Source organism: Cupriavidus sp. FW305-26 (assembly GCF_058787975.1).
On the sequence record NZ_JBYTAH010000038.1, the window covers coordinates 39,766 to 63,348 of the forward strand.

Annotated in this window: 22 protein-coding genes; 13 read left to right on the forward strand and 9 right to left on the reverse strand. The window is 65.8% G+C overall.

From position 1 onward, the window contains the following. Positions 1-28: 28 nt before the first annotated feature. Positions 29-538, reverse strand: coding sequence for a hydroxyisourate hydrolase (uraH, locus tag AC3WQZ_RS20335; protein ID WP_492301145.1), 510 nt, complete (start codon positions 536-538; stop codon positions 29-31). 1 nt (position 539) lies between these two features. Further along, a complete protein-coding gene (locus AC3WQZ_RS20340; RefSeq protein WP_439672610.1) occupies positions 540-1,886 on the reverse strand; it encodes an MFS transporter in 1,347 nt (448 codons plus the stop codon). A gap of 390 nt (positions 1,887-2,276) precedes the next feature. On the opposite strand from AC3WQZ_RS20340, the gene AC3WQZ_RS20345 reads away from it, so the two are divergent. Together AC3WQZ_RS20345 and uraD are read left to right on the forward strand one after the other, a co-directional pair. Then, the gene (locus AC3WQZ_RS20345) at positions 2,277-3,221 is read left to right on the forward strand and encodes a LysR family transcriptional regulator (RefSeq protein ID WP_011616945.1); all 945 of its coding nucleotides are present in this window, start codon (positions 2,277-2,279) and stop codon (positions 3,219-3,221) included. Positions 3,222-3,345: 124 nt separating this feature from the next. After that, complete coding sequence (uraD, locus tag AC3WQZ_RS20350) at positions 3,346-3,864, forward strand: 2-oxo-4-hydroxy-4-carboxy-5-ureidoimidazoline decarboxylase (RefSeq protein WP_010809719.1); 519 nt, start codon at positions 3,346-3,348, stop codon at positions 3,862-3,864. A gap of 9 nt (positions 3,865-3,873) precedes the next feature. On the opposite strand, the gene AC3WQZ_RS20355 is transcribed toward uraD, so the two are convergent. After that, positions 3,874-4,539 carry a hypothetical protein gene (locus tag AC3WQZ_RS20355; RefSeq protein WP_010809720.1) on the reverse strand — a complete coding sequence of 222 codons (666 nt, stop codon included), beginning with the start codon at positions 4,537-4,539 and terminating at the stop codon, positions 3,874-3,876. Further along, positions 4,536-5,942 (reverse strand): selenium-binding protein SBP56-related protein, encoded by a 1,407-nt coding sequence (locus AC3WQZ_RS20360; protein ID WP_010809721.1) that lies wholly within the window; start codon positions 5,940-5,942, stop codon positions 4,536-4,538. Before AC3WQZ_RS20360 ends, AC3WQZ_RS20355 begins: the two co-directional genes overlap by 4 nt. A 306-nt stretch (positions 5,943-6,248) precedes the next feature. Between AC3WQZ_RS20360 and AC3WQZ_RS20365 the strand changes: the two genes are divergently transcribed. Further along, entirely contained in the window at positions 6,249-6,668 is a 420-nt protein-coding gene (locus tag AC3WQZ_RS20365; protein ID WP_011616948.1) for a PaaI family thioesterase, read from the forward strand. Positions 6,669-6,678: 10 nt separating this feature from the next. On the opposite strand, the gene AC3WQZ_RS20370 is transcribed toward AC3WQZ_RS20365, so the two are convergent. Then, positions 6,679-7,677, reverse strand: coding sequence for an AraC family transcriptional regulator (locus AC3WQZ_RS20370; protein ID WP_492301146.1), 999 nt, complete (start codon positions 7,675-7,677; stop codon positions 6,679-6,681). 161 nt (positions 7,678-7,838) lie between these two features. Here AC3WQZ_RS20370 and AC3WQZ_RS20375 point away from each other — a divergent pair, with 161 nt between their 5' ends. From AC3WQZ_RS20375 to AC3WQZ_RS20400, 6 genes are all read left to right on the forward strand, one after another. After that, positions 7,839-8,819, forward strand: a complete 981-nt coding sequence (locus AC3WQZ_RS20375) for a quinone oxidoreductase family protein (RefSeq protein ID WP_010809724.1) — start codon at positions 7,839-7,841, stop codon at positions 8,817-8,819. 12 nt (positions 8,820-8,831) lie between these two features. After that, positions 8,832-9,674, forward strand: a complete 843-nt coding sequence (locus AC3WQZ_RS20380; RefSeq protein WP_492301148.1) for a TauD/TfdA dioxygenase family protein — start codon at positions 8,832-8,834, stop codon at positions 9,672-9,674. A 50-nt stretch (positions 9,675-9,724) separates the two neighbouring features. Beyond that, positions 9,725-10,783, forward strand: coding sequence for a beta-keto acid cleavage family enzyme (locus AC3WQZ_RS20385; RefSeq protein WP_010809726.1), 1,059 nt, complete (start codon positions 9,725-9,727; stop codon positions 10,781-10,783). 114 nt (positions 10,784-10,897) lie between these two features. Continuing rightward, on the forward strand, positions 10,898-11,908 hold the full coding sequence (locus AC3WQZ_RS20390) for a Bug family tripartite tricarboxylate transporter substrate binding protein (protein WP_010809727.1): 1,011 nt from the start codon (positions 10,898-10,900) through the stop codon (positions 11,906-11,908). 122 nt (positions 11,909-12,030) lie between these two features. Beyond that, complete coding sequence (locus AC3WQZ_RS20395) at positions 12,031-12,414, forward strand: hypothetical protein (RefSeq protein WP_010809728.1); 384 nt, start codon at positions 12,031-12,033, stop codon at positions 12,412-12,414. A gap of 57 nt (positions 12,415-12,471) precedes the next feature. After that, positions 12,472-12,813, forward strand: a complete 342-nt coding sequence (locus tag AC3WQZ_RS20400; RefSeq protein WP_010809729.1) for a zinc ribbon domain-containing protein YjdM — start codon at positions 12,472-12,474, stop codon at positions 12,811-12,813. Positions 12,814-12,841: 28 nt separating this feature from the next. Here AC3WQZ_RS20400 and AC3WQZ_RS20405 read toward each other — a convergent pair whose 3' ends face one another. After that, on the reverse strand, positions 12,842-16,129 hold the full coding sequence (locus tag AC3WQZ_RS20405; protein WP_492301149.1) for a bifunctional cytochrome P450/NADPH--P450 reductase: 3,288 nt from the start codon (positions 16,127-16,129) through the stop codon (positions 12,842-12,844). A 164-nt stretch (positions 16,130-16,293) separates the two neighbouring features. Here AC3WQZ_RS20405 and AC3WQZ_RS20410 point away from each other — a divergent pair, with 164 nt between their 5' ends. Continuing rightward, the gene (locus AC3WQZ_RS20410; protein WP_010809734.1) at positions 16,294-16,941 is read left to right on the forward strand and encodes a TetR family transcriptional regulator; all 648 of its coding nucleotides are present in this window, start codon (positions 16,294-16,296) and stop codon (positions 16,939-16,941) included. 80 nt (positions 16,942-17,021) lie between these two features. On the opposite strand, the gene AC3WQZ_RS20415 is transcribed toward AC3WQZ_RS20410, so the two are convergent. After that, the gene (locus AC3WQZ_RS20415) at positions 17,022-17,465 is read right to left on the reverse strand and encodes a cupin domain-containing protein (protein WP_010809735.1); all 444 of its coding nucleotides are present in this window, start codon (positions 17,463-17,465) and stop codon (positions 17,022-17,024) included. Positions 17,466-17,752: 287 nt separating this feature from the next. On the opposite strand from AC3WQZ_RS20415, the gene AC3WQZ_RS20420 reads away from it, so the two are divergent. Both AC3WQZ_RS20420 and AC3WQZ_RS20425 read left to right on the forward strand, forming a co-directional pair. Continuing rightward, positions 17,753-18,910, forward strand: coding sequence for a pyridoxal phosphate-dependent aminotransferase (locus tag AC3WQZ_RS20420; RefSeq protein WP_492301151.1), 1,158 nt, complete (start codon positions 17,753-17,755; stop codon positions 18,908-18,910). 24 nt (positions 18,911-18,934) lie between these two features. Further along, complete coding sequence (locus AC3WQZ_RS20425) at positions 18,935-20,224, forward strand: MFS transporter (RefSeq protein WP_492301152.1); 1,290 nt, start codon at positions 18,935-18,937, stop codon at positions 20,222-20,224. Here AC3WQZ_RS20425 and AC3WQZ_RS20430 read toward each other — a convergent pair. Next, positions 20,202-21,425 (reverse strand): polyhydroxyalkanoate depolymerase, encoded by a 1,224-nt coding sequence (locus AC3WQZ_RS20430; protein WP_492301153.1) that lies wholly within the window; start codon positions 21,423-21,425, stop codon positions 20,202-20,204. The genes AC3WQZ_RS20425 and AC3WQZ_RS20430 overlap by 23 nt on opposite strands. 248 nt (positions 21,426-21,673) lie before the next feature. On the opposite strand from AC3WQZ_RS20430, the gene AC3WQZ_RS20435 reads away from it, so the two are divergent. Beyond that, positions 21,674-21,937: a hypothetical protein gene (locus tag AC3WQZ_RS20435; protein ID WP_492297121.1), complete on the forward strand. Its 264-nt coding sequence runs from the start codon at positions 21,674-21,676 to the stop codon at positions 21,935-21,937. A 172-nt stretch (positions 21,938-22,109) separates the two neighbouring features. On the opposite strand, the gene AC3WQZ_RS20440 is transcribed toward AC3WQZ_RS20435, so the two are convergent. Continuing rightward, positions 22,110-23,432, reverse strand: a complete 1,323-nt coding sequence (locus AC3WQZ_RS20440) for a CitMHS family transporter (RefSeq protein ID WP_492301155.1) — start codon at positions 23,430-23,432, stop codon at positions 22,110-22,112. Positions 23,433-23,583: the final 151 nt, after the last annotated feature.

Sequence of the window (23,583 nt, forward strand, 5' to 3'; positions counted from 1 at the left end):
GCGTTGGTCTCCGGGTTGGGCCGCGGCGTCAGCTGCCGCGGTAGTAGTTGTAGCTCCACGGCCCGAACAGCACGGGCAGGTGGATGCGCTGGCTGGCGTCGGTGACGCGCAGGCGCAGCGGGATCTTCGACAGGAACGACGGTTGCGGCAGGCTGGCCTTGCGCGCGGCAAAGTACTCGTCCGCGTGCAGGATCAGCTCATAGGTGCCGGTGCGGTAGCTGTCGCCGATCAGCAGCGGCGGTTCGCTGCGGCCGTTGGTGGCCAGCGTGACGGTCTGCAGCGGCGTGCGCTGGCCATTGTCGATGCGGAACATCTCCACGCGCATGCCGGCCGCGGGCGTGCCGTTATAGGTGTCCAGCGCGTGCAGCGTTAGGCGCGGGCTCAGGCCGCCTTGCTGCACCGGTGCAGCGGTCTGGTTGGGGGCCGCCGCATCGGGCGTTGCGCCCCAGCTGGCGCCAGCCAGCAGCGCGCCGCCGCCCAGCGTCATCGATTGCAGCGCGAAGCGCCGGCGGGTGGGATCGAAGCTATGGTTGTCCATGTCAGGCCCCTTGCTTGCCGTGCTTGCCCAGCTTGCGGATTCCGACCAGCACCAGCACCGCGGCCAGCACCTCGATCACCGCCACCAGGTACAGGCCGGAGGTGAGCTTGCCGGTGGTGTTCTTGATCAGCCCCATCACATAGGGCGCGCCAAAGCCGGCCAGGTTGGCCACCGAGTTGATCAGGGCCACGCCCACCGCGGCGGCGCTGCCCGCCAGGTAGCGGTTGGGCAGCTGCCAGAACACGGGGATGGCGCTCATGGTGCCGACCAGCGCGGCAGTCATGGCGAGCAGTGCGATCACCGGCGACAGCACCTGCGCGCCCAGCAGCACGGCCAGCACCGCCATGGCACCGCCACCGACCAGCGCCGAGCCGCTGAAGTGCCAGCGCACTTCATTGCGGCGGTCGGAATGCGCGCCGTTGAGGATCATGCCGGCGGCGCCGCACAGGTAGGCCACGGCCGCGATCCAGCCCACCGCCATTGGCGTGGTGAAGCCCACGTCCTTGATGACGGTCGGGATCCAGAAGGTCAGCGTCGAGTTGGCGCACAGCAGGCAGAAGTAGATCGCGATCAGCAGCCACACCTTGGGGTTGGTGAAGAGCGTGCGCCAGTCGTGGCCGCGCTCGCCCAGGGCGGCGTTGTCGCGCTTGAGGGCGTCCTGCAGCACGCGCTTCTCGTCGTCGGAGAGCCAGCGCGCCTGCTCCGGCTTGTCGGTCATGTAGAACCAGGCAAAGATGCCGGCCAGCACCGACGGGATGCCTTCCAGGATGAACAGCCACTGCCAGCCGTGCATGCCGCTCACGCCAGCCATGCCGGTCATGATCCAGCCGGCCAGCGGGCCGCCCAGCACGCCGGCGATGGCCGACGCGGACATGAAGGTGCCGAAGGCGCGCGCGCGGCGCTGCGACGGATACCAGTAGGTCAGGTACAGGATCACGCCCGGGTAGAAGCCGGCTTCGAACGCGCCCAGCAGGAAGCGCAGGATGTAGAACTGCGTGGGCGTGGTGACAAAGCTCTGCAGCATGCAGATCACGCCCCAGCAGATGGTGATGCGCATGATCGTCTTCTTGGCGCCGATCTTCTGCAGCAGCATGTTCGACGGCACCTCGAAGAAGAAGTAGCCAAGGAAGAAGATGCCCGCGCCCAGCCCGTACACGGCCTCGCTGAACTGCAGCGCGTCCAGCATCTGCAGCTTGGCGAAGCCGATGTTGACCCGGTCCAGCCAGGCCAGTACCCACAGCACCCCAAGGAAGGGCAGCAGGCGCCAGGTTACCTTGCGGTAGACGCTGTCCTCGGCGTCGTCGGCGGTGCCGGCGAATACCGGGATGCCTTGTTTCGTGATCGACATGATGTCTCCTGTCTTGTCGTGTTCTGCCAGGTCTTGCTTGGCGGCGGTGCATGCCGTCCGCCGGGTTGGGAGCAAGTATATGAATGGCCCGCCAATGCGAAACGAGGGGGCTGGTATAGGCCCCATAGCAGCACCGATATGGGCTGCAATCCCTTATGTGGCGCGGGTTTTCGGGTGCTCCGGCCGGGGCCGGGCGGACCTATGGATTACCCTAGGCGGGCCGTTTTCCGGGGTGCGCGCACGCGCATCGGGCAGGCTCGTGCGGGTTGTACCGGTTGCCGTGCGGTGCGCGACACGCTACAAAGTCGCCATTGCCTGGCATGGCGTTGCCGCCCGGAGCGGCGGCGGCCGCACCCGCCAGGCCTCCACTTTTGCTGCCACGGACCCAACATGATTCGCGCCGACGACCCGTTCGATACCTACCTGCTGCGCGTGCTGTGCATCCTGATCGCCGAGCAGAGCGTGTCGCGCACCGCGATCCGCCTGAACCAGTCGCAGCCGGCCATCAGCGCCGCGCTCAAGCGCCTGCGCGCGATCTTCAACGACCCGCTGCTCACGCGCGAGAAGAACGTGATGGTGCCGACCGAGCGCGCGCTGCAGCTGGCGCGCAATGCCCAGGCCGCGCTCAGCGCGCTGGACAACCTGCTGGTCTCGGACGAGCGCTTCGATCCCGCCACCACCGAGCAGAGCTTCGTGGTGGCCATGCCTGATTACCTGGCGCCGCCGTTCTTCGCGCACGTGGTGCGCGCGGTGCGGCGTGCGGCGCCGCACGCGCGGCTGTCGGCGCTGCCGCTGGGGGCCACCTTCGATTACGAGCAGGCGCTGTCGGCGGGTACGGTCGACATCGTGATCGGCAACTGGCCCAACCCGCCTGAGCACCTGCATCTGTCGGTGCTGCTGGAAGACGAGGTGGTGTGCGTGGTGGCGCAGGACAGCGTGCATGCGCAGCCCGGCAAGTTTACGGCCCAGGCCTACCTGGGCGCCTCGCATATCGTGCCCACGCCATATTCGCGCGACCAGCGCGGCCTGGTCGATGCCGGCCTGAGCACCATGCGCGTGCACCGGGACAACCGCGTCAGCTGTCCCTACTTCAACCTGGCGCCCAGCCTGATCCCGGGCACCGACCTGATCCTGACCACCGCGCGCCATTTCGCCAACTACCATGCGCAGCATGTGCCGCTTGCGGTGCTGGAGCCGCCGATCGAGTTCCCGTTCATGCGCTTCTACCAGCTGTGGCACCCGTCGCGCCACCGCTCGGCCGCGCACGTCTGGCTGCGCGGCATGCTGACCGCCGCCTCGCAGGAGCTGCGCGACCTGCGCGATATGCGCCGCTAGCGGTATCGGTTTCTGTTATGGGATCTATAGGGCGCGGGCTCTCGCCGCTGCGGCGGGCCGTTCCTATACTCGGCCCCGTATCCAATGATTCCCCATGCGCGGGATCCCTACGGGAGAAGCATCCATGTCTCAACCACTCGACCTGGCGTCGGTCAACGCCCTGGACGAAGCGGCCTTTGCCGATGCCTTCGGCAGCGTGTTCGAACACTTTCCGCAGGCTGCCGAGGGCGCCTGGGCGCAGCGGCCGTTCGCATCGGCAACGGCGCTGCATGGCGCCATGATGGACGTGGTGCGCAAGCTTGACGAACCGCGCCAGCGCGATTTCCTGAACCTGCACCCGCAGCTGTCGGCACGCAATATCCGCGCGGGCACGATGACCGCCGATTCCAACGCCGAGCAGAAGAGCGCCGGCCTGGACGCGATGTCGGCGCAGCAAGAGGCCGCGCTGGACCAGCTTAACGCGGACTACCAGGCGCGCCATGGCTTCCCGTTCATCATCTGCGTGCGCCACTACACCCGCGAAGGCATCTTCGCCGCGTTCGAACGCCGGCTTGGCCGCAGCACGCAGCAGGAGCTTGATGAAGCGCTGGCACAGATCGCCGCGATCACGCGAGGGCGGCTGGCGGCGCGGCTGGCCGGTTGAGTCCAGCGCCTATCCAAAGGCCTCAAGCGCCAGCGCCAGCATCCCCACCAGGATGAGGCTGGCGGCCCAGACCGCCTCCAGGTTGAACCAGCTCCGCGATACGAACTTCAGTCCCAGGTAGCGGTAGACCAGCCACGCCATGGCGCCGCCCACGGCGAACATGGCCAGGGTGTGGATGACGGAAACCAGCAGCGCCATGCCCAGGTTGGCGCTGGCGAGCGTGGCGGCGGCCTGGTGCCCCAGGTCCGTCTCGGCACGGCAGAGGCCAAGATAGATCGGCACCAGCATCAGGCCGGCGCCATGCGCGATCGCCACCGCGAACGACCATAGCGCCAGCCGCGATGGCGCGATGCGCACCAGTGCGCGCGGGTGGCCTCGCCTGAGCAGCAGCACGATGCCGCAGCCGATCAGCAGCACGCTGGCGCCGATGCGGATCTGCGCTTGCCAGGCGACCAGGGCCGCCAGCATGCCGAAAGGCAGCGTCACCGCCAATACCGCAAGCGCATGCCCGAAAGCCAGGTACCCGAGCGCGGCAAGGAGGGCGCGGCTGCTATGCGCCAGCAAGCCGTTCGATACCGCCAGCGGCCAGCCCATGGCCGGGTTGATGCCGTGATAGAGGCCGCTGGCCAGCACTGCCGACCAGAGACCGATCTGTTCCCAGGCGTGACCGGTCAAGCCTTGACCGAGGGATAGCAAAACGAGTCGGTCGAGCAGTCGCCGCCTTCCAGCCGGATCTGGTGCGCGCGGTAGCCTTCCGGAAACTCGACCCAGTAGTCATCGGCCAGCGTCAGCCCGCCGTCCGGGCCGGCATGCGCCATGACTTGCGTGCCGGGGATGCCGTCTGGGTAGAACTGGTTGTCCCAGGTGGAGTAGAGCGAGTTGGTCCAGTAGACGCGCTTGCCGTCGCGGCTGATCTCGACCATCTGCGGGCCGCCGGCGAATGGCTTGCCGTTGGGATGCGGCGTGCGCCGGACGATGCCGCCGATATGGACCGACCCAGAAAGCCTGGGCTTGCGCGGATCGGTCACGTCGTACTGCCGCATTTCGCCGGTGCCCCAGCAGGACACGTAGAGGAACTTGTCGTCGAGGGACAGATCGATATCGGTCACCAGCGGCGGCACGGCACCGAAGCCCTGCAGCAGCGGCGGCAGCAGGCTTGCATCGGCGGCTTCGGGGGGGATGGTTGCGGTCTTCTCGGCGTGGAACTTGCCGCCTTCGCGCCACCAGGTCCAGATCGAGCCCTCCAGGTTGGTGGTATCGACCACCACGCCAACAAAGCCGTATTCCCGGATCGGATCATGCGCAGGCCTGACTTCCAGCGCCATCTGGTGGTTGGCGCCCAGGTCGATGGTCTGCACGTTGCGGCGCGCCCGCAGGTCCCAGAAATGCAGCTTGTGCCCGTAGCGGTTGCCCAGCAGGTCCTCGGGCACCAGACCGTTCTCGAACTGCGGCGGCAGGGCCCATTCGCTCGACACCATGTAGTCGCGCGGCAGGTTCCACCAGAAGTCGTAGTGCTTCTCCTGTTCGCCGCGGTCGATTTCCCAGCGGCCGAGCACGTCGAAGGTCTCGCAGTCCATGATGAAGATGCCGGGCGCGCCGTCCGTGCCATCCGGGCCACCGCCCCCGAGCGTGCTGACGTAGATGCCCTCCGGCCCGCAGTGCACGGTATGGGGCCTGGAGTAGCCGGTCTTGCGGAAGATCTCGTCCGGCTCAACGATCTTGTGGATCCGTGCCTGGGTCGGGTGCGGCTTGGTGTCGATGATATACAGGCGCGAAGAGCGCATGCCCGGAATGATCAGGTAGCGCCGTTCGAGAAACGCGTGGCCGGTCAGCGGCGACAACGACGACGAGCACGCATTCCAGCCGAAATGGTGCAACTCGTCGCCCTTGTTGGTCATCGGCACGGTATGCACCACCTGGCTGTAGGTGGGCGAGCCGGGTTTGGCGTCGATCACCGCGAGCGCGTCTGGCTGCGAGGCGTCGGGGCTTAGCAGCACCGTATAAGCAAATGATTCCGCTGGTGCGCTGATCGCGAGTTCCGGCGAGGCGTGAAATGTCGGATCTGGCCGCATGTTCATGGGGAACCCTCCTGGTTTTGCAGGACGTGGCAACGTCGCCGGTACATCACTTGCCCTTGGCGCGTGGCCAAGGTGCAGGGTAAGCCTACTTAGCCTAGGTCGTTCTCAATACCGAGTCAAAGGCGGCGCAGGCGCGGCAAGTGAATGACCCCCAGGGGGCTTATTCATGCTGGCAAAAGATTCGCTTCGTGAAATAGAGATTTACGAGAAGCCATAAATCAAGCAGAAACGGGGTTCCGGGCCAGCGCGCGCAACGCGCGCCACACCGGTATCAGCGAAACGATCAGCGAAATGGAAACCCAAGCAATGGATGCGGTGAAACCTCAAGGTGAGGGCGATGATGAGTTCTGCCTGGACAATCCGGCACTGGAGAGCATCGGTGTCAGGATCACCCGGTGGCGCGACGACTATGTGGAACTTGAGCTCCCGCTCGCGCCCAATATGCTCAACCGCAGCCGGGTGGTGCATGGCGGCACCATCTGCACCTTGCTCGACGCCGCCACTGGCTATTCGGGCCTTTACTCGGCGCCGGGCGAGGCCGCGCGCCATGCGGTCACGCTGTCGCTGACCTCGAACTTCCTGAGCAACGGCACGGGCAAGCTGCTGACCGCAAAGGGCATGGTCGACCGGCGCGGGCGCTCGATCTTCTTCTCGCGCGCAGAGGTGTGGCTGGATGGGGAGCTGCTGGTGGCAACCGGCGTCGCCACGATGAAGTACCTGAAGTAGGCAGCCCGTCTCAGGCGCCGTCCTGGCGCCAGCGTGTCGGCGACTTGCCGAACTGTGCCGCGAACCAGCGCGAGAATGCGCTGGGTTCCGAGAACCCCAGCAGCGTGGCGACCCGGGCCAGCGGCCGCTGCGGATCCTGCAGGTAGCGTTGCGCAAGCTCGCGGCGCACCTCATTGACCAGTGCGGAGAAGGTGTCTCCATCCTGCTCCAGCTGGCGCTGCAGCGTGCGCGGACTGATGCCAAGGCTTTGCGCGACCTGTTCCACCGCGCCGCGCCCGCGCGGCAACAGCTGGTGCAGGGTGCGCCGGACCTCGGCAGCGATCGAAGGCTTGCCGGCCCCCGCCTGCAGGTCGAGGAAGCCCCTGGCATACCCGGCCAGGCTGGCATCGGCCAGCGGGTTGATGCGATCCAGGTCGCCGCTGGCGAGCACCAGCCCGTCGAACTCCGAACCGAACTCAATGTGTTGCCCGAACAGGCGCCTGTGGATTTGCAGGTCGGCAGGCGCCGCATGGGCGAAGTGCACGCTGTGCGGCTTCCAGGACGCGCCCAGGATGGCGCGGATCAGGCTGTACAAGGCGGCAACGGTCAGTTCCATGGCCTGCCTGCCGGGCTGGTGCCGGCCGGTCTGCAACGTCACATGCAGCACCGTGATCTCGGGGTACTCCGTGACCAGGATGGAGATGGAGTCGCTGAGCCAGTGGCGGTAGCGCTCGATCTCCGACAGAGCGTGGCGCAGCGTGGGCTGGTGCTGCAGCAGCAGGCTGACCGGGCCGAAGTCTGACAGGCGCCACGATTCCCCCACCATCAGGCCAAGCGAATGGCAGGCGGTGACCCGGGCCGAGGCCTCCAGCACTTCGGCCAGGCGCGCTTCCGGGATGCGCAGGTCCGGGGTGTACAGGCAGGCCTGGTCCAGGCCTGCCTGGGCCACCATGCGCACCGGATCCAGGCCCGCGCCCCGGGCAATCTCCAGGTATTTGGTCAGGGAAGCGCTGCGAACAAGGACGGTCATAAGGCTGCCGCGAGAGTGGGTGGGGGCGTCGGTCGTGTCCGTCATCAAATGTCAAATCCTGGCGCGATCGGTCAAGGGTGCCGCGCCATGGCTGTCTGACAATCGTTACCGTCGCGCCAATGATAGCGGCGCGGGCAGGACACGACAATCAGGAGACAGCCTTGGCAAAAGCCATTCGCATGTACGAGACCGGAGGGCCCGAAGTCCTCCGCTATGAGGACGCCGAGGTAGGCGACCCGGGCCCGGGCGAGGTACGGATCCGCCACGCCGCCGTCGGGCTGAACTATGCCGACACCTACTTCCGCAACGGCACCTACCCGGTGCCGCTGCCCGGCGGCATGGGCGTGGAGGCAGCCGGCGTGGTGCAGGCGGTGGGGCCGGGCGTGACCCATGTCGCGGAGGGCGATCGCGTCACATACACCGGCTTCATCAACACCCTGGGTGCGTACAGCACCGAGCGCCTGGTGCCCGCCGCACCGCTGATCCGCCTGCCGGAAGCGATCAGCTTCGAGACCGCGGCGGCGATGACCATGCGCGGCCTGACCTCCGCCTACCTGATGCGCCGCATCTACCCGTTCCAGGGTGGCGAAGCCATCCTGCTGCACGCGGCTGCCGGCGGCGTGGGACTGATCGTCTCGCAATGGGCCAGGCTGCTCGGCCTGACCGTGATCGGCACCGTCTCGACCGAGGCCAAGGCAGAGGTGGCGCGCGCCCATGGCTGCGACCACATCATCAACTACAGCCATGAGGACGTGGCAAAGCGGGTGCGGGAGCTGACCGATGGCGCGGGCGTGTCCGTGGTCTTCGACAGCGTGGGCAAGAGCACCTTCATGGCCTCGCTGGACTCGCTGAAGCGGCGCGGGTTGATGGTCTGCGTCGGCACGGCCTCCGGCACCATCCCGCCGTTTGATCCGCAGCTGCTGGCGAGGAAGGGTTCGGTCTACCTGACTCGTCCGGCGCTGGCCGACTACATTGCGGACCCCGCCGAAAAGGCCGAACTGGCTGCCGAGGTGTTCGGCCACGTTGCCGCTGGCCGTATCCGCATCGAAATCAACCAGCGCTATGCGCTGCAGGATGCCGTGCAGGCCCACCGCGACCTGGAATCACGCAAGACCACCGGGTCTTCGATCTTTGTGCTGTAAAGGAGCGTCCCCATGCGAGCCCAACCGCTTACCTGCAATATCGGCGCCGAAGTCAGCGGCGTCAGCCTGGCCGATGCCGCGCGCGACGACGCGCTGTTTGCCGAGATCAAGTCCCTGCTGCTCACGCACAAGGTGCTGTTCCTGCGCGACCAGGAAATCTCCCGCGCGGACCACGTGGCGTTCGCGCGCCGCTTCGGCGAACTGGAAGACCATCCCGTCGCCGGCAGCGATCCCGATCATCCAGGGCTGGTCCAGATCTATCGCAGCGACAAGCGCGAGAACTACGAGAACAGCTACCACACCGATGGCAGCTGGCGCGAAGCCCCGCCCATGGGCTGCGTGCTGCGCTGCATCGAATGCCCGCCGGTCGGCGGCGACACCATCTGGGTCAACATGGCGGCGGCCTACGAGCACCTGCCCGAGGAAATCAAGCAGCGCATCGCCGGCCTGCGCGCCAAGCACAGCATCGAGCATTCGTTCGGCGCGGCGATGAGCCCGGAAAAGCGCGCCAGCCTTGCCGCGCAGTACCCCATGGTCGAGCACCCGGTGGTGCGCACGCATCCGGAAACCGGCGAGAAGGCGCTCTACGTCTGCGGCTTCTCCACGCATTTCGCCAACTTCCATACGCCCGAGAACGTGCGCTACGGACAGGACAAGACCCCGGGCGCCAGCCATCTGCTGAACTACCTGATCAGCCAGGCGGCGATTCCCGAATACCAGGTGCGTTTCCGCTGGCAGCCCAACAGTGTGGCCATCTGGGACAACCGCTGCACCCAGCACTACGCGGTGCAGGACTACTGGCCGGCGCCGCGCAAGATGGAGCGCGCCGCCATCATCGGCGACAAGCCGTTCTGAGGCGCACCAGCCGCCGCCAGGCCACGTGCCTTTATCAATGGAGACATGCCGTGCACTACCTCGATGGATCCCTGTTCCCTGAAAACCAGCAGCCGCTGATCATCACCGCGGCACCGTATGCGCCGGGCTGGCTGCCCTCCGATTTCCCGGAAGACATCCCCGTGACGATGGAAGACCAGATCCAGAAGGCCGTGGATTGCTACAACGCCGGCGCGACTGTGCTGCACCTGCATGTGCGCGAACTCGACGGCAAGGGCTCGAAGCGTCTGTCCAAGTTCAACGAGCTGATCGCCGGGGTGCGCAAGGCGGTGCCGGAGATGGTCATCCAGGTGGGCGGTTCGATCAGCTTCGCGCCGGAAAACGAAGGGGATGCCGCCAAGTGGCTTTCCGACGACACGCGCCACATGCTTGCCGAACTCGACCCCGTTCCGGACCAGGTGACCGTCACGGTGAACACGTCGCAGATGAACGTGACGGAGCACGCGGAGCTCGCGGATTTCAAGGGCACCTCGCGCGAGAACCCCGCGATCTTCAACGCGTACAAGGAGATGACGGTTCCCGCCCAGCCTGGCTGGGTCGAAGAGCACATCCGCCGCCTGTCCGCTGCCGGCATCCAGAGCGCATTCCAGTGCTACAACATCAATAGCTTCGAATCCGTTGAGCGGCTGATCCGGCGCGGCGTGTACAAGGGCCCGCTGGTCATGAACTGGGTGGCGATCAGCGGCGGCATGGATGCGCCGAGCGTCTTCAACCTCGCCAACATCGTCCGCGCCGTGCCGGATGGCGCGGTGCTGACCGTCGAAAGCTCCGTGCGCAACGTGCTGCCTGTGAACATGATGGGGATTGCCCTGGGCCTGCATGTGCGGTGCGGAACCGAGGACTGCCTCTGGAACCAGTCGCGCACGGCCAAGATGAGCACGGTGAAGCAGATCGAGCAGCTGGTGCGCATCGCGGGCGAATTCGGCCGCAAGGTGGCAACGGCCCAGGAAGCGCGCGACATCCAGAAGATCGGCGTGTTCTACGACACGGTCGAAGAGACGCTGGAGGCCAACGGCTTCGCGCCGAACCGCAATGGCGGCAATCAGGGCTTCCTGCGCAAGGCCGCCTGACCCGGGTCGGTCGGCACTGGCGATGCGCCAGCAGAAGGGCAGGGGTGGCAGATCACCGGCTCACGATGAAGCCGGCTGCTGCCCTGAACAACCCTCGAACATTCGGAGACAACCATGAATCAAGCACAACCGTCGGCGCGCCGCAGGGCGTCGCTGTCATGCATGCTCGGCCTGGCGCTGTCGGTGGCGCTGCCGGCTGCGCTCCCATCGACCGCCCAGGCTCAGGCGTGGCCGACCAAGGTGGTCAGGATCGTGGTCGGCGGCCCCGCCGGCGGCACCGCCGATATCCTCGGGCGCCTGCTGGCCGAGGGGCTGACGCAGTCGCTGGGCAAGCCGGTGATCGTCGAGCAGAAGCCGGGCGGCGCCGGCGCGATCGCGGTCAACACACTGCTTTCCGCACCGCATGACGGACATACGCTGCTGCTGATCCAGGGCGGCATCGTTTCCGAAACGCCGCTGGCGCTGAAGGTCTCGTTCGATCCTTTCAAGGACCTGAAACCTGTTGCCCAGGTGGCCCGTACGGGGCTGGTGCTGGTGGGCAACCCCAAGCTGCCGGCGAAGAACTTCAGCGAACTGCTTGCCTACATCAAGAGCAAGCCCGGGCAGATCGACTATGCCTCTTATGCCGCCGGCATGCGCGGCCAGACCATCGGCGTCCAGTTCAACCGCCTGGCCGGCGTGGATATGAAGCATGTCGGCTACAAGGGATCGCCGCCCGCGCTGCAAGACGTGATGGGCGGCCATGTGCCGCTGATGTTCGACGGCCTGGCCACGTCGCTGCCGCTGATCAAGTCCGGCAAGCTCAAGGCCTATGCCGTGGCGTATCCCAAGCGCATCCCCGCGCTGCCGGATGTGCCGACCTTCGCCGAAGTCGGCTTCCCGGCGATGACGGAGCCCGGCTGGATGGGGGTGTGGCTGCCGCCGGACGTGCCGGCGGCGGTGCAGGAAAAGATCCGCAACGCCACGCTGGCCATCGTGCAGCAGCCCGGCTACCGCGAGCGCGTGGAGGCCATGGGCATGGACGCCGGGCAGCCGCTCAGCAGCGAGGCCCTGTCCAGGGATGCGCGCGCCGCCCATGAGCGGCAGGCGGAGTTGCTGCGGTCGATACATTTCGTGCCGGAGTAGGGGGCGGCCCGCCTTGCGCGGGCCTCGGCGAATCGTTCAGCAAAGTTGTATGCTTTCTGCATGGCGCGCCGGGCGCCTTCAGCGCGTCCCGGCCACGGCGCAAAAAGTATGGCGGTGACGATATGAAGCCTGCTCACGCATTGATTGTGACTTGCGTCATGCTGGCCGCCTGCGTATCGACGGGCGTCGAGGTGAAACAGGAGCAGATGGCGAACTTCCTGCTCGGTTTCTCCACCCTCGACGACGTTACCGCCCAGCTGGGGAAGCCCTCGTCGCAGACCACCCTGGTCAACGGGTCGACCATCCTGATCTATTCGTTTGCGGCCTCCAGGCCGCACCCTGAGAGCTTTATCCCGTTCATTGGCCCGCTGTTCGCCGGCGGCGCGATCCGGTCGTCGACGGTTTTCTTCGAGTTCGACGAGAACGGCGTCCTCAGGAGCCAGCGCCTGACGACGTCCGGCAGCGTTTCGGGATGGAGCGTGCTGCCGCCCGATGCGTTGCCATAGGCGGGGGCGGTATACTTCCGGTCCTTTACGGCCCTGGCCAGACACCTGAGAGTCCCCATGAGCGCTTTGCCTCCCTGCCCAAAATGTCATTCCGAGTTCACCTATGAAGACGGAGGCCTCTACATCTGCCCGGAATGCGCGCATGAATGGTCGGCGCAGGCAGCGGCGCCGGCCGAACCGGAGGCCAGGGTTTATCGCGATGCGGCAGGCAATGTCCTGCAGGACGGGGACACCGTCACCGTCATCAAGGACCTGAAGCTGAAGGGGTCGGCCGGCGTGGTCAAGATGGGTACCAAGGTGAAGAACATCCGCCTGGTCGACGGTGACCACGATATCGACTGCAAGATCGACGGCTTTGGTGCCATGAGCCTGAAATCGGAGTTCGTCAGGAAGGTGTAAGCGGGCGCCGGCGAGCCGGTGCCTGCCTTCAGTTGAACACGTCCTGCCGATAGCGTCCCGCGCTGACCAGGTCCGCCAGCCAGTCCGAAGCCGCCTCTGGCGTCATCCCCCCTTGCTCTGCGCCGATCTGAATCAGCACCTGCCTGACCGCGGGCGCCATGTGGCGGCCGTCGCCGCACACGTAGATGATCGCGCCCTGGTTCAGCCGGGCCCAGACATCGGCACGGCGCTGCCACAGCAGGTCCTGCACGTAGCGCGGCTCGCCACCCACGACTGAACAGGCCAGGTGGACCTGCACCACGCCCTGTGCCTGCCAGCGCTCCACGTCGTTGCGGTAGAGCCAGTCGTGCGCGGGGTGGCGGCAGCCGTAGTACAGCTGCACCGGGGCCACCGGCTGCCCGGCTGCCTGTTGCGCGGCCCGCTCCTCAAGAAAGCCGCGGAACGGCGCAATGCCCGTGCCGGGGCCGATCAGGATCATGGGCGTGGCCGGGTCCGCCGCGGGCGCGAAGGTGGGATTGGGGGTGCGGATGGCACCCGCCACCATGGCGCCTGGCGCCAGGCCCTGCAGCCAGGTGGAAGCCACGCCGCGGAAGAGTCCGCGGCCCGACAGCGCCGGTGACCAGACCGTGCCGACGGTGATGGTCGCCACGTCGGGCGAGACCAGCGGCGATGAGGCGATCGAATAGAACCTCGGCCGCATTGGCACGGTGCAAGCCAGCAGGCCGGCCAGATCTATCTCGATGGCGCGAAAGCGGTCCAGCACGTCGGCCAGCCCGAGCCGGCGCGGCGCCACCTGGGCGGCGTACCCGCTCCCGGCGTCGTCCGAGGCCAGCTGCCGCAGGGCCTGGCGCGTGGCCGGGCAGCGCGAAGACTGCGACAGCAGGCGCAGGGTATGGCGCGACACCACGTCCTGCAGCTCCACAAAATGGGTCAGCAACTGGCGCACGGACAGGGCCTCGCCCAGCGGCAGGCCGCGCGCGGCCCCGCCGGAGGCGGACAACGTGACGATGGCGTCCGGGTCGATGCCGATCCGCTCGCACAGGGCCGCGACCATCCCGGGCTGGTTCTGCGGATAGACGGCGAGGTGATCGCCTGTGGCGTAGCGCACGCCGTCGGGCAGCCTGAGGCGGATATCGCGCGTGGAAGTCCGCGGCGCCTCGCGCGAGAAATCCCACAGGCCGGACGGATCGTTCACCAGCTCGGCGTTGGCCAGGACCGTGAAGGCCTCGGTGTTTGCCGGCAGCGTGGACGCGCGGATCTCGGCGACGTCTTTCACCTGCACCCGGACCGGCGGCGTCCCGTGGGCCGGCCCGCCCACGCCGTCACCGGCCTGCAAGGCTTGCCACAGCAAGGCCAGCCACCGTTCCACGGCCTGGTCGAAGTCGCCGTTGCCGTCGGCTTCGCCACGCGGCAGCAGCGGACTGGCGCCGGCATTGGTGAAGAATTCATAGACGCGGCGCGGGAAGGCCTGGTACGTCGGCCATTGCGAGTTGCCGCAGCCCAGCACGGCCACGCTCAGCGCTTCTGCCCGGTAGCCGCTGGCGGCGCCGCTGTCGAGCAGCGCTTCGAGCCGCCTTGCCGAGTCCGGCGCGCGGCCGTTATAGGTGGCGGCGATGATGACGGCCAGGCCGGTGGTCGGGAGCGCGTCGGCCACGTCGTCCAGGTCGCGCAACGTCGCATCAAAGCCCGCCGCCAGCGCGCCGGCATGCACCTGCTCAGCCAGTTCGCGCGCGGTGCCCAGGCTGGACCCGCACAGCACGGCAAGCGGCCTGCCGCCGCCCTGCACATCGGGGCCCGCCCGCGGCGCTTGCGCGGTGCCGGCGAGCGGCACCGCGGCGATGCGCTCATGCGGCCGGCGCCGGCGCGCACGCACCGTGAATCCGTCGGGCTTGATCGTCAGTGTTTCCTTGATGCGGAACTGGTAGTCGTGCGCGTCGGTGAACTGGAAATTGCGCAGCATCAGCGCCAGTGCCAGCTTGGCCTCGGTCAGCGCAAACTGGCGGCCGATGCAGGCACGTTCCCCGTTGCCGAAAGGCATGTAGGCGTGGCGCGGCAGCTTTGCCTCCTGCTCAGGCAGGAAGCGATCGATGTCAAAGCGTTCCGGGTCGGCCCACACCTTGGGGTCGCGGTGCAGCGCGGTCAGCACCACCGACAGGCGCCTGTCCTTGCGGATCAGGTAGCGGCCGCCCAGCAGCGTGTCTTCAAACGGCGCCACGGCGAAGGCAGGCGCGGTGGGCCACAGGCGCAACGTTTCCTTCAGCACGCGGTCCAGTACCGGCAGCCGGGCCAGGTCGGCGTAGACCGGCGCCGCGTCGCCGGGCAGCACGGCGTCCACCTCCGCGTAGGCCTGTGCCATCACGCCCGGGTTGCGCAGCAGTTCATACAGCGCGAAGGTGAGCAGGCCGCTGGTGGTCTCGTGGCCCGCAATCAGGAACGTGATCACCTGGTTGCGGATGTTCTCGTCGTCCAGCCGCTGGTCGGTGTCCGGATCCCGCGCTTCCAGCATCAGGCCGAGCAGGTCGTTGGCGGTGCCGCCCCTGCGTTCGCCCGCGTCGCCCGCGCGCCGCCGCCGGATCACGTCGTCCACAAGGTCGCGCATGAAGCGGGTGTCCTGGTCGAACTTCTGGTGCGCCGCATGCATGAAGCGGTCTTGCAGGGCAAAGCGCGTCAGCTTGGACATCGCCTCTTCCAGCGCGCCCACCATGGCCTCGATGAAGGGGTGCAGTTCCGCGCTGGCGAACGAATCAAAGTCATAGCCGAAGCCGGACAGCGCGATGGTATCGAGCGTCAGCCGCGTCATGTCGTCAGCGACCGCGATATCGGCATCCGGGCCTTGCTGGTCCCATTTGTCCACCAGCCGGTTGGCCACGCGCAGCATGACGTCGAAGTAGCCCTTCATCGCGCGCTGGCTGAACGCCGGCATCAGGATGCGGTGCGCCTTGCCCCAGTTGGCCTCGTCGGAGCGTGCGGTGAACAGCCCGTCGCCGGCCATGCCGCGCAGGTAAGACAGCGGCGGGCCGATGTACTTGCGGAACTGCGCGGCATCGCACAACTCGGAGGCCAGTGCCACCGACGTCACGAACGGCACGCGCCGGCCGGCGAAATTCAGTTCGAAGATGCCATCATGGTGGCGGCTGCGCGCCAGCAGGTGCTGGCCCAGCGCACCGGGTGTGATCTGCAGCAGGTTGCCCACCAGCGGCCAACCCGGGTCGCGCGGGATGGGCTCGGGGATGGGGGCATGCATGGAGCGGGCAGGGGCTTGATGCGGCGCGTCGGAGGCCTGGTCGGGGCTGGATAGCTCAATGGGCGGCGGCATGGCGGGGCGGTGTCTCCTGAACGGGCGCTGACACGCGATTTGCCACGTGCGGCCGTTTCATTTAACGTAGACATCTGTCTACCGGCGCAAGCGTAGACAACCGTAGACATGCTGTCAACGAAGCATGTCGGGCAAAAACCGAGTCCTGCTACTAAACCGCATTCATGGAAGCCATTGCCGACGGCAAACGCCGCCTGATCGACGCCGCGTTGCGGCTGGCCGCAGCCAAGCGCAGCTTTGCGGCACTCAAGCTGCGCGAGATCGCGCGCGAGGCCGGCCTGAACCCCAACACGTTCTACCGGCATTTCAGCGACATGGAAGACCTGGCCATCACCGCCATGGCCGAGGTAAGCGCCGAACTGCGGCCGATGCTGCGCGCGGTCCGATGGGCCGCTGCCCGCGACAACCCGGGTGAAGTGGCCACGCGTGCGTGCGAAGCGCTGTTCCTGTACGCGCAGCATCACCCGGATGCATTCATCGTTGGTGTGTGCGGGATCACGGGCCCGCAGCCCGCGCTTCGCGTTGCCATTCGCACGGTGCTGGATGACATCGCCGCCGAGATGGCGGAAGACATCGAGCGGCTGGGGCTGTGTCCCAAGCTCTCACGCCCGGTCATTGACGACGTCTGCGCGTACGTCGTTTCCTACCTTTTCCATCAATGCGTCGACTACATCGAAGCCGATGCCGCCGGACGGCGCAGGCTGATGGCGCGCTCGGTGCAGTTGAGTTGCTGGCTGCTGCAGGGCGCGGCAGGGCCGAATGCCCAGCCGGGAGCGAAATCAGGCAGGGAGCGCAAGGCCGTGGCGGCGTAGCCTGTTGCGACGAAACACGCAGAAGGAAGAAACTCAGCCGAAGCAGTGGCCGAAGCGAAGGCGTGTGTCCGGGCCAGCACTCACCCTGAAATCGTGATGCCGCACTCTTGCGCCACCGCCAGGAGCTTTTCCATGTCCGGCGCGCCTGGCGGAATTTCCTCATCGAGCCGCGTGAACAGGTGCGATGCGTTTCCGCCGTGGCTGGTGACTGAAATCATTTCGCCGCCGCCGAAGCCGAAACGGAAGTAATGCACCGTGCCCGCTGGCACATGGACAAAGGTGCCAGCGGCAGCAGTGATCGCTTGATCGCCATAGCCGATCTCGACCGTCCCCTTGGTAATGAAGAACGATTCGTCCCAGTCATGGCTATGCGGCGGTGGGCCACTGCCTTCTTCGCCCTGCTGCAGAAACACCTCATAGCCTTGCGTGGCGGTCTTGGATGCCAGCACCGTGATCCTTTCTCCCACCACGTTGAGCGCGCGTCCATACGCTTCCGGAGTCACCGCAAATGGTTCTGGTTTCATGATTTTCTGCTCCGTCAGTGAGAGCGTCGACGTGGCGATGCTATCCGGGTGTGAGGCATGCGGCAGCTCCAAAGCGAGCCGGCCACGATGCCGGACGGGCGGGGCATGGGCTGCCCGCTTATTTGATGTGTGGGAATTTTAGGCGGCCCACGATCGGAAGTCATCGCCAGGAATGAGGATTGCCACGGCCAATGTGCGTGAGCAAACGTTCCTCCCATGCGCAATGTCACTTGCCCCTGGCTCGCTTTCCCATTTCAATGGAGTTGACAGGGAGAAGGGATGAGATCATGGCAGTCACTCGCTTGCAGAGCATTCCCGGCATCGGGGTTGACAGGATGACCGACAAGGCTGGCTCGATGCGTAACGCCAATATCTTGCGGCTGGAGAACCTCGACACTGACTTGCGGCCGCCGCCAGCAGCAATCCGGCGCACGCATGAGGCAATCGATGACGATGCTGCCAACAGCTACCTGCCATTTATGGGCCAGCGTGCACTGCGGGAAGCCGCGGTGGAGCGTGTCCGGCGCATCTCCGGCGCCACATACAACCCTGATACCGAATGCATCATCTGCGCGGGTGGATTGGCCGGGATTCTGAATGTCCTGTTATCCACACTCGAGGCGGGGGAAGAGGTGGCACTGACTGATCCGACCTACGCAGGCCTGATCAATCGTGTCTACCTCGCAGGGGGACTGCCAAGATTTGCGCACCTCATACCAGGGGTCGACGGCTGGCGACTCGACCCGGACAGCCTCGCCGACGCGATCGGGCCCCGCACACGGGCATTGCTCATCATGTCGCCGTCGATGCCCACCGGCTTCGTCGTGTCCGCGCCGGAGTGGGAGGAGATTGCCCGGCACTGCGAGCAGGTCGGTGCGTGGCTGGTATATGACGCAGCCATGGAAAGGATCCTTTTCGACGGTCGGCAGGTGATCCACCCGGTTTCTCTGCCTGGCATGCGCGAGCGCACCATCACCGTTGGCTCGGTCTCCAAGGAATATCGCATGATTGGCTGGAGAGTCGGCTGGATAGTCGCGCCGGAGCCGCTGATGGCCGACGTGCGGCTGACCAGCTTGTCGAACGTCGTGTGCCAGGTCGGTATCGCCATGCCAGGGGCCACAGCCGCACTGACTGCCAGCGACGATGGCGTGGCCGCGGCAACGGCAGAGTGGGAATCACGCCGCGATGTGTTGTTGTCCGCGCTGGCCGATCTCCCGGTGATTCGCCCGCACGGCGGATGGTCGCTTCTGATGGATACCCAGCGGCTCGGCCTTGCACCGTCGGAAGCGTCCAGGCGCTTGCTGGCGCGCGGCGAAGTGGCGGCCACGCCGATGGATAACTGGGGGCCAAGCGGCATCCGGTACCTGCGCTTCGTATTTGCCAATGAGCCGGTTGAGCGCCTGGCTGACATTCGCGAGCGGATTCGCCTGGCGTGGGACCTCTGATACGTGCAACGCTGAGCGACGAAAATGCCGGCCGCTTCTGATCATGGTGGTTCCGAGGGCAGCGACCGGATCCTGCTGTATTTCGGCTGGCTGACCCTGTTCATCGCTCTGGCAACGCCGGCCGGCTACCTGGTCGATATACAGACGTCGTACCTGCTCAAGAACCAGTTGCATGCGACGGCGACTGAGATCTCGACATTCCGGCTGGTGACGGGCATACCAGTCTACCTTGCGTTCGTTTTTGGCCTCGCGCGCGACCAATGGAACCCGCTGGGATTGCGCGATCGCGGCTTCTTCCTGATATTCGCCCCGGCGACCGCGGTGGCATTCATCTGGATGGCGTATTCAGGTTTCTCATACGCGGGACTGGTCATCGGGATGATGCTGGCAATGCTGTCGTCCCGATTTATCGCCGCAGCCTATCAGGGCTTGATCGCCCTGGTGGGCCAGGAGAAGCTCATGTCCGGGCGACTGAGCGCGCTGTTGAACGTGGTCGGCTCCGTCCCGGTGGTTGCGGGGGCGTTCGCCTCCGGGTATATCTCGGATCATCTTGCCGCAAAGGAAGCCTTCCTCCTGATGGCGATGTTCGCCTTGTCGATTGCGGCGCTGGGGCTCTGGAAGCCCGTTTCGGTCTTCGGCCATATCTACGAGAAGCCGCAAGCCAGGGGCACGGATCTCGTTGGCAATGTCGGGCGGCTGGTGAGACATAAGGCTGTCTATCCAGCGGTTCTCATCTGCTTTCTGTGGAACTTTGCGCCAGGCGCGGCCACGCCGCTGCAGTTCTACCTGAGTAATGAGCTGCATGCATCGGATTCCGTTTACTCGTACTACAACGGGATCTTTGCCGCCGCGTTCATCCCGACATTCCTGCTGTATGGCTTTCTGTGCAAGAAGGTATCGCTGAACAAGCTGCTGTGGTGGGGAACGATCGTCGCAGTGCCGCAGATGATTCCGCTGGCATTCATCGACTCAGCCAATCTTGCCCTGGTACTGGCGGCACCGATAGGGCTGATGGGCGGTGTCGCCACGGCGGCATACTTCGATCTCGCGATGCGGTCCTGTCCGCCGGGCCTGCAAGGAACCCTGATGATGCTGGTGGACGGCGTTCTCGCGCTCTCGGCGCGTGCCGGCGATGTCCTGGGCTCATGGATCTATAACAGCAGCCCGACGCACGGTTTCACATATTGTGTGATCGCGACTACGGTGGTGTACGCACTGATCCTGTTTTTGATCCCGCTGGCGCCAAAAGCACTGATTGCTACCAGGGACGGCGAAGCAAATCCGGAGGTCCTCAGTCAGCGCACCGTTGAATGAACTGCGTGATGGCGGGCAGGATGGATTGCCGGAAACGCTGGCCGGCGAAGGTGCCGTAGTGACCCACGCCGTCAACGACCAGGTGTTCCTTCCGGTCGGCGGCAAGACCTGCGCAGAGCGCGTGAGCCGCTTCGGTCTGGCCGCAGCCGGTGATGTCATCCTCGCTGCCTTCGATGGTCAGCAATGAAACGTTGGCAATGGCCTCGGGGTAGACACGGCGCTGGCCGACTTCCATGCGGCCGCGGCACAGGTGATGCTCCAGGAAAACCTTCTGGATGGTTTCCAGGTAGTACTCGGCCGGCACGTCGAGCACGGCGTTGTACTCGTCATAGAACTTGCGGTGCCTGGCTGCCTCGGTCTGCCTGCCATCGACCAGGTGGCGGTAGAAGTCGAGGTGCGCACCGGCGTGCTGTGCGACGTTCATCGATACGAAGCCTGCCAGTTGGAGGAAGCCTGGATAAACCCGGCGCCCGTTTCCCGGGTAGCCGGCGGGCACCCGTTCGATGACGTTGGCCTCGAACCACGCCAGCGAATATTGCTGCGCGAACTGGTCGACCGCCGTCGGGCTGACGCGCGTGTCGATCGGCGCGGCGATCAGGGTCATGGAGCGGGGCTGCACCTGCTCGTTGTCTTCGGCCATCTGGGCGACCGCGCAAAGCACCGGGACCCCGGGCTGGCAAACCGCGACGATATGCGTGCCGGCGCCGAGGTAGCGCAAGAACTTTTTCAGGTAATCGACATAGCCGCCAAGATCGAAGTGCCCGGCGTCAAGCGGGACCTGGCGCGCATCGGCCCAGTCGGTGATGTAGACATCGTGCTCCGGCAGCAATGCCTCGACCGTCGGGCGCAGCAGGGTGGCGTAGTGGCCGGAGAGCGGTGCCACCAGCAACACGCGGGGCCCAGGGCTGGACATGTCCTTCCTGAAATGCAGCAGCCGGCAGAAGGGCTCTTCGATGAGCGCGGTCTCGGTGACCGCCACCGGCTGCCCGCGCACCAGGACCTCGTCGATCTCAAAGCGAGGTTTCCCGTAGGCCTTGGTCAGCCGGGTGAACAACTCAAGCGCGGCGTCGGTCTCGCGCAGCCCCGGAAGCCAGGCGACTGACTCGCCCCAGAAATTGACTGCACGATAACCCGCCTCGATCATCGCCCCGAGCGGGCCAAGGGATTGCAGCGTGAGTTCCCGCAGAGCATAGAGCGCCATGGCGATTCCCGCCTTCTTGATAGGGTTGGTTTGTTGTTCTGGCGCAGGGGCCGGCAAACAGGGTAGAGGCCAGTGCTTCTTGCAGGTGCTGCGCGATGCGGGCGTCAGCGCAGGTGGCGCGCCCGGCAGCCGCACGGCCGGCTTCGTGCAGGATGGATGGGCGGGCGACAGGCTTCTGCCGCGGGTGCGTCAGTGCGAAGGTGGCGCTGGTGCACCGAGAAGTGCTGCGCGCGGCTCAGGTGCCGTCGATGTCGAATGGACTGGTTGCGGGAAGCACCGGCATTGCCGTGGCGGCCATTGCGGCCGGACAGATGCGCGCGGCCCAGGTCGCACGCGAATCGGCTGGAATGCTGCATGATGCCCCCCTACTACTCAAGCCACCGGCATTGCGTCGCAATGCCAGCGGTACAGCTTGCAATCAAGTTACACCATTTACATTCAGTAACATATTCGATTTAACCCTATTGCAACGCTTTGCATACGTCATTTGCAACGAAATGAAGGCTGGCTAGCTCATTCGATGCGAATGTGGCTTATGTGCTGCCGATATGTGATCCTCTATAGCCAGCAGGGCGGATGCCGTCAGGTCATCTGCTAGGCTATTTGTAAATCTTTGCAAGTCACGTTCGGGTAAAACGCCAGGCAGGCGGATGCCGTTGACCGTCCGGTCCCGCTTCCTCGCTGTCAAGCTGTCCGGCCAATGACCGGAATCACGCCGAAGGCAACGGTAGCCAGCATCATGACCACTGCCGCCGACAGCGCCCAGAGCAGCGTATAGCGCTGGTGATCGCCGAATTCGACCTCGGCCAGGCCGACCAGCAGGTAGGTCGACGCGACCAGCGGGCTCAGCAGGTGAACCTGCTGCCCGATCAGCGAGGCGCGTCCGATTTCCGCCGCGCCGATGCCATAGACGGCGGCGGCCTTGGCCAGGATCGGCAGGATGCCGAAGTAGAACGCGTCGTTCGAGATAAAGAAGGTGAACGGAATGCTCAGCACCCCGGTCACCAGGGCCATGTAGGGACCCATCCAGTCCGGCACGGCGCTGATGACGCTGTTGGCGATGGCGTCGACCATCTTGGTGCCCGACAGGATTCCGACGAAGATGCCGGCGGCGAAAATCAGCGACACCACCGGCACGACGTTGGCGGCATGCGCGCCCATGCGCTCCTTCTGTTCGTGCAGGCTCGGGTAGTTGACCATCAGCGCGATGGCGGACGCGATGATGAACAGCGCAGGCAGCGGCAAGGTGCCGAGAATCAGCAGCACCATCAGGCCGCTGGTCAGCAGGAAGTTGAACCACAGCAGCTTGGGCCTGGCGATCCGGGGATCGCTGGTTGCAGCCTCCGGCATGGCATGGCCGTCATCGCCGGCCCCGGTGCGCATCACGGCGATGCTGCCAAGCCGGTTGCGTTCGCGGCGGCCCAGCAGGAATGCCACGAACAGGCCCCACATGCCGGTGACGATCATCGGCAGGATCATCGGCACGAACAGCGAGCCCACGTCCACGCCCAGCGCGCTGGCGGCACGCGCGGTCGGGCCGCCCCAGGGCAGGATGTTCATCAGCCCGCCGGCCATCATGATCACGCAGGCCAGCACCAGCCGGCTGATGCCCAGGCGCTTGTAGAGCGGGAGCATGGCGGCGCAGGTGATCATGTAAGTGGTCGAGCCATCGCCGTCGAGCGACACCAGCGCGGCCAGCACGAAGGTGCCCATGATGATCTTGACCGGATCGCCGCCCACTATCTTCAGGATCGCGCGCACCACCGGATCGAACAGCCCGGCATCGATCATCAGGCCGAAATACAGGATGGCGAACATCAGCATCACGCCGGTCGGCGCCAGCTTCTTGACGCCGTCCAGCATCATCGGGCCGAGTTCCGGGCCGAAACCGCCGATCGCGGCGAACGCAATCGGAACCAGGATCAGCGCCACCATGGCGGAGAGCCGTTTTGTCATGATCAATGCCATGAACACGATCACCATCGAATAGGCGAGCAGGGTCAACATCTTTTTCTGTATCTCTTTGCCGCCCTGCAGCGTGGGGCGCATGCGGGCGGGTGTCTGTGCGTCCGTGCGGCGCACGAGGTTAAAAGCAAGGCCGATCCCGCCGGCACGCCAGGGCGTGCCGGGTATGGAATGACCGCGGAGGGTGGCAGTC

Bases quoted from the DNA above. Each gene is read 5' to 3' on its own strand.
- uraH (WP_492301145.1), bottom strand. From the start codon at position 538: ATGGACAACCATAGCTTCGATCCCACCCGCCGGCGCTTCGCGCTGCAA.
- AC3WQZ_RS20340 (WP_439672610.1), bottom strand. From the start codon at position 1,886: ATGTCGATCACGAAACAAGGCATCCCGGTATTCGCCGGCACCGCCGAC.
- AC3WQZ_RS20345 (WP_011616945.1), top strand. From the start codon at position 2,277: ATGATTCGCGCCGACGACCCGTTCGATACCTACCTGCTGCGCGTGCTG.
- uraD (WP_010809719.1), top strand. From the start codon at position 3,346: ATGTCTCAACCACTCGACCTGGCGTCGGTCAACGCCCTGGACGAAGCG.
- AC3WQZ_RS20360 (WP_010809721.1), bottom strand. From the start codon at position 5,942: ATGAACATGCGGCCAGATCCGACATTTCACGCCTCGCCGGAACTCGCG.
- AC3WQZ_RS20365 (WP_011616948.1), top strand. From the start codon at position 6,249: ATGGATGCGGTGAAACCTCAAGGTGAGGGCGATGATGAGTTCTGCCTG.
- AC3WQZ_RS20370 (WP_492301146.1), bottom strand. From the start codon at position 7,677: ATGACCGTCCTTGTTCGCAGCGCTTCCCTGACCAAATACCTGGAGATT.
- AC3WQZ_RS20380 (WP_492301148.1), top strand. From the start codon at position 8,832: ATGCGAGCCCAACCGCTTACCTGCAATATCGGCGCCGAAGTCAGCGGC.
- AC3WQZ_RS20390 (WP_010809727.1), top strand. From the start codon at position 10,898: ATGAATCAAGCACAACCGTCGGCGCGCCGCAGGGCGTCGCTGTCATGC.
- AC3WQZ_RS20395 (WP_010809728.1), top strand. From the start codon at position 12,031: ATGAAGCCTGCTCACGCATTGATTGTGACTTGCGTCATGCTGGCCGCC.
- AC3WQZ_RS20400 (WP_010809729.1), top strand. From the start codon at position 12,472: ATGAGCGCTTTGCCTCCCTGCCCAAAATGTCATTCCGAGTTCACCTAT.
- AC3WQZ_RS20405 (WP_492301149.1), bottom strand. From the start codon at position 16,129: ATGCCGCCGCCCATTGAGCTATCCAGCCCCGACCAGGCCTCCGACGCG.
- AC3WQZ_RS20410 (WP_010809734.1), top strand. From the start codon at position 16,294: ATGGAAGCCATTGCCGACGGCAAACGCCGCCTGATCGACGCCGCGTTG.
- AC3WQZ_RS20415 (WP_010809735.1), bottom strand. From the start codon at position 17,465: ATGAAACCAGAACCATTTGCGGTGACTCCGGAAGCGTATGGACGCGCG.
- AC3WQZ_RS20420 (WP_492301151.1), top strand. From the start codon at position 17,753: ATGGCAGTCACTCGCTTGCAGAGCATTCCCGGCATCGGGGTTGACAGG.
- AC3WQZ_RS20425 (WP_492301152.1), top strand. From the start codon at position 18,935: ATGCCGGCCGCTTCTGATCATGGTGGTTCCGAGGGCAGCGACCGGATC.
- AC3WQZ_RS20430 (WP_492301153.1), bottom strand. From the start codon at position 21,425: ATGGCGCTCTATGCTCTGCGGGAACTCACGCTGCAATCCCTTGGCCCG.
- AC3WQZ_RS20435 (WP_492297121.1), top strand. From the start codon at position 21,674: ATGTCGAATGGACTGGTTGCGGGAAGCACCGGCATTGCCGTGGCGGCC.
- AC3WQZ_RS20440 (WP_492301155.1), bottom strand. From the start codon at position 23,432: ATGTTGACCCTGCTCGCCTATTCGATGGTGATCGTGTTCATGGCATTG.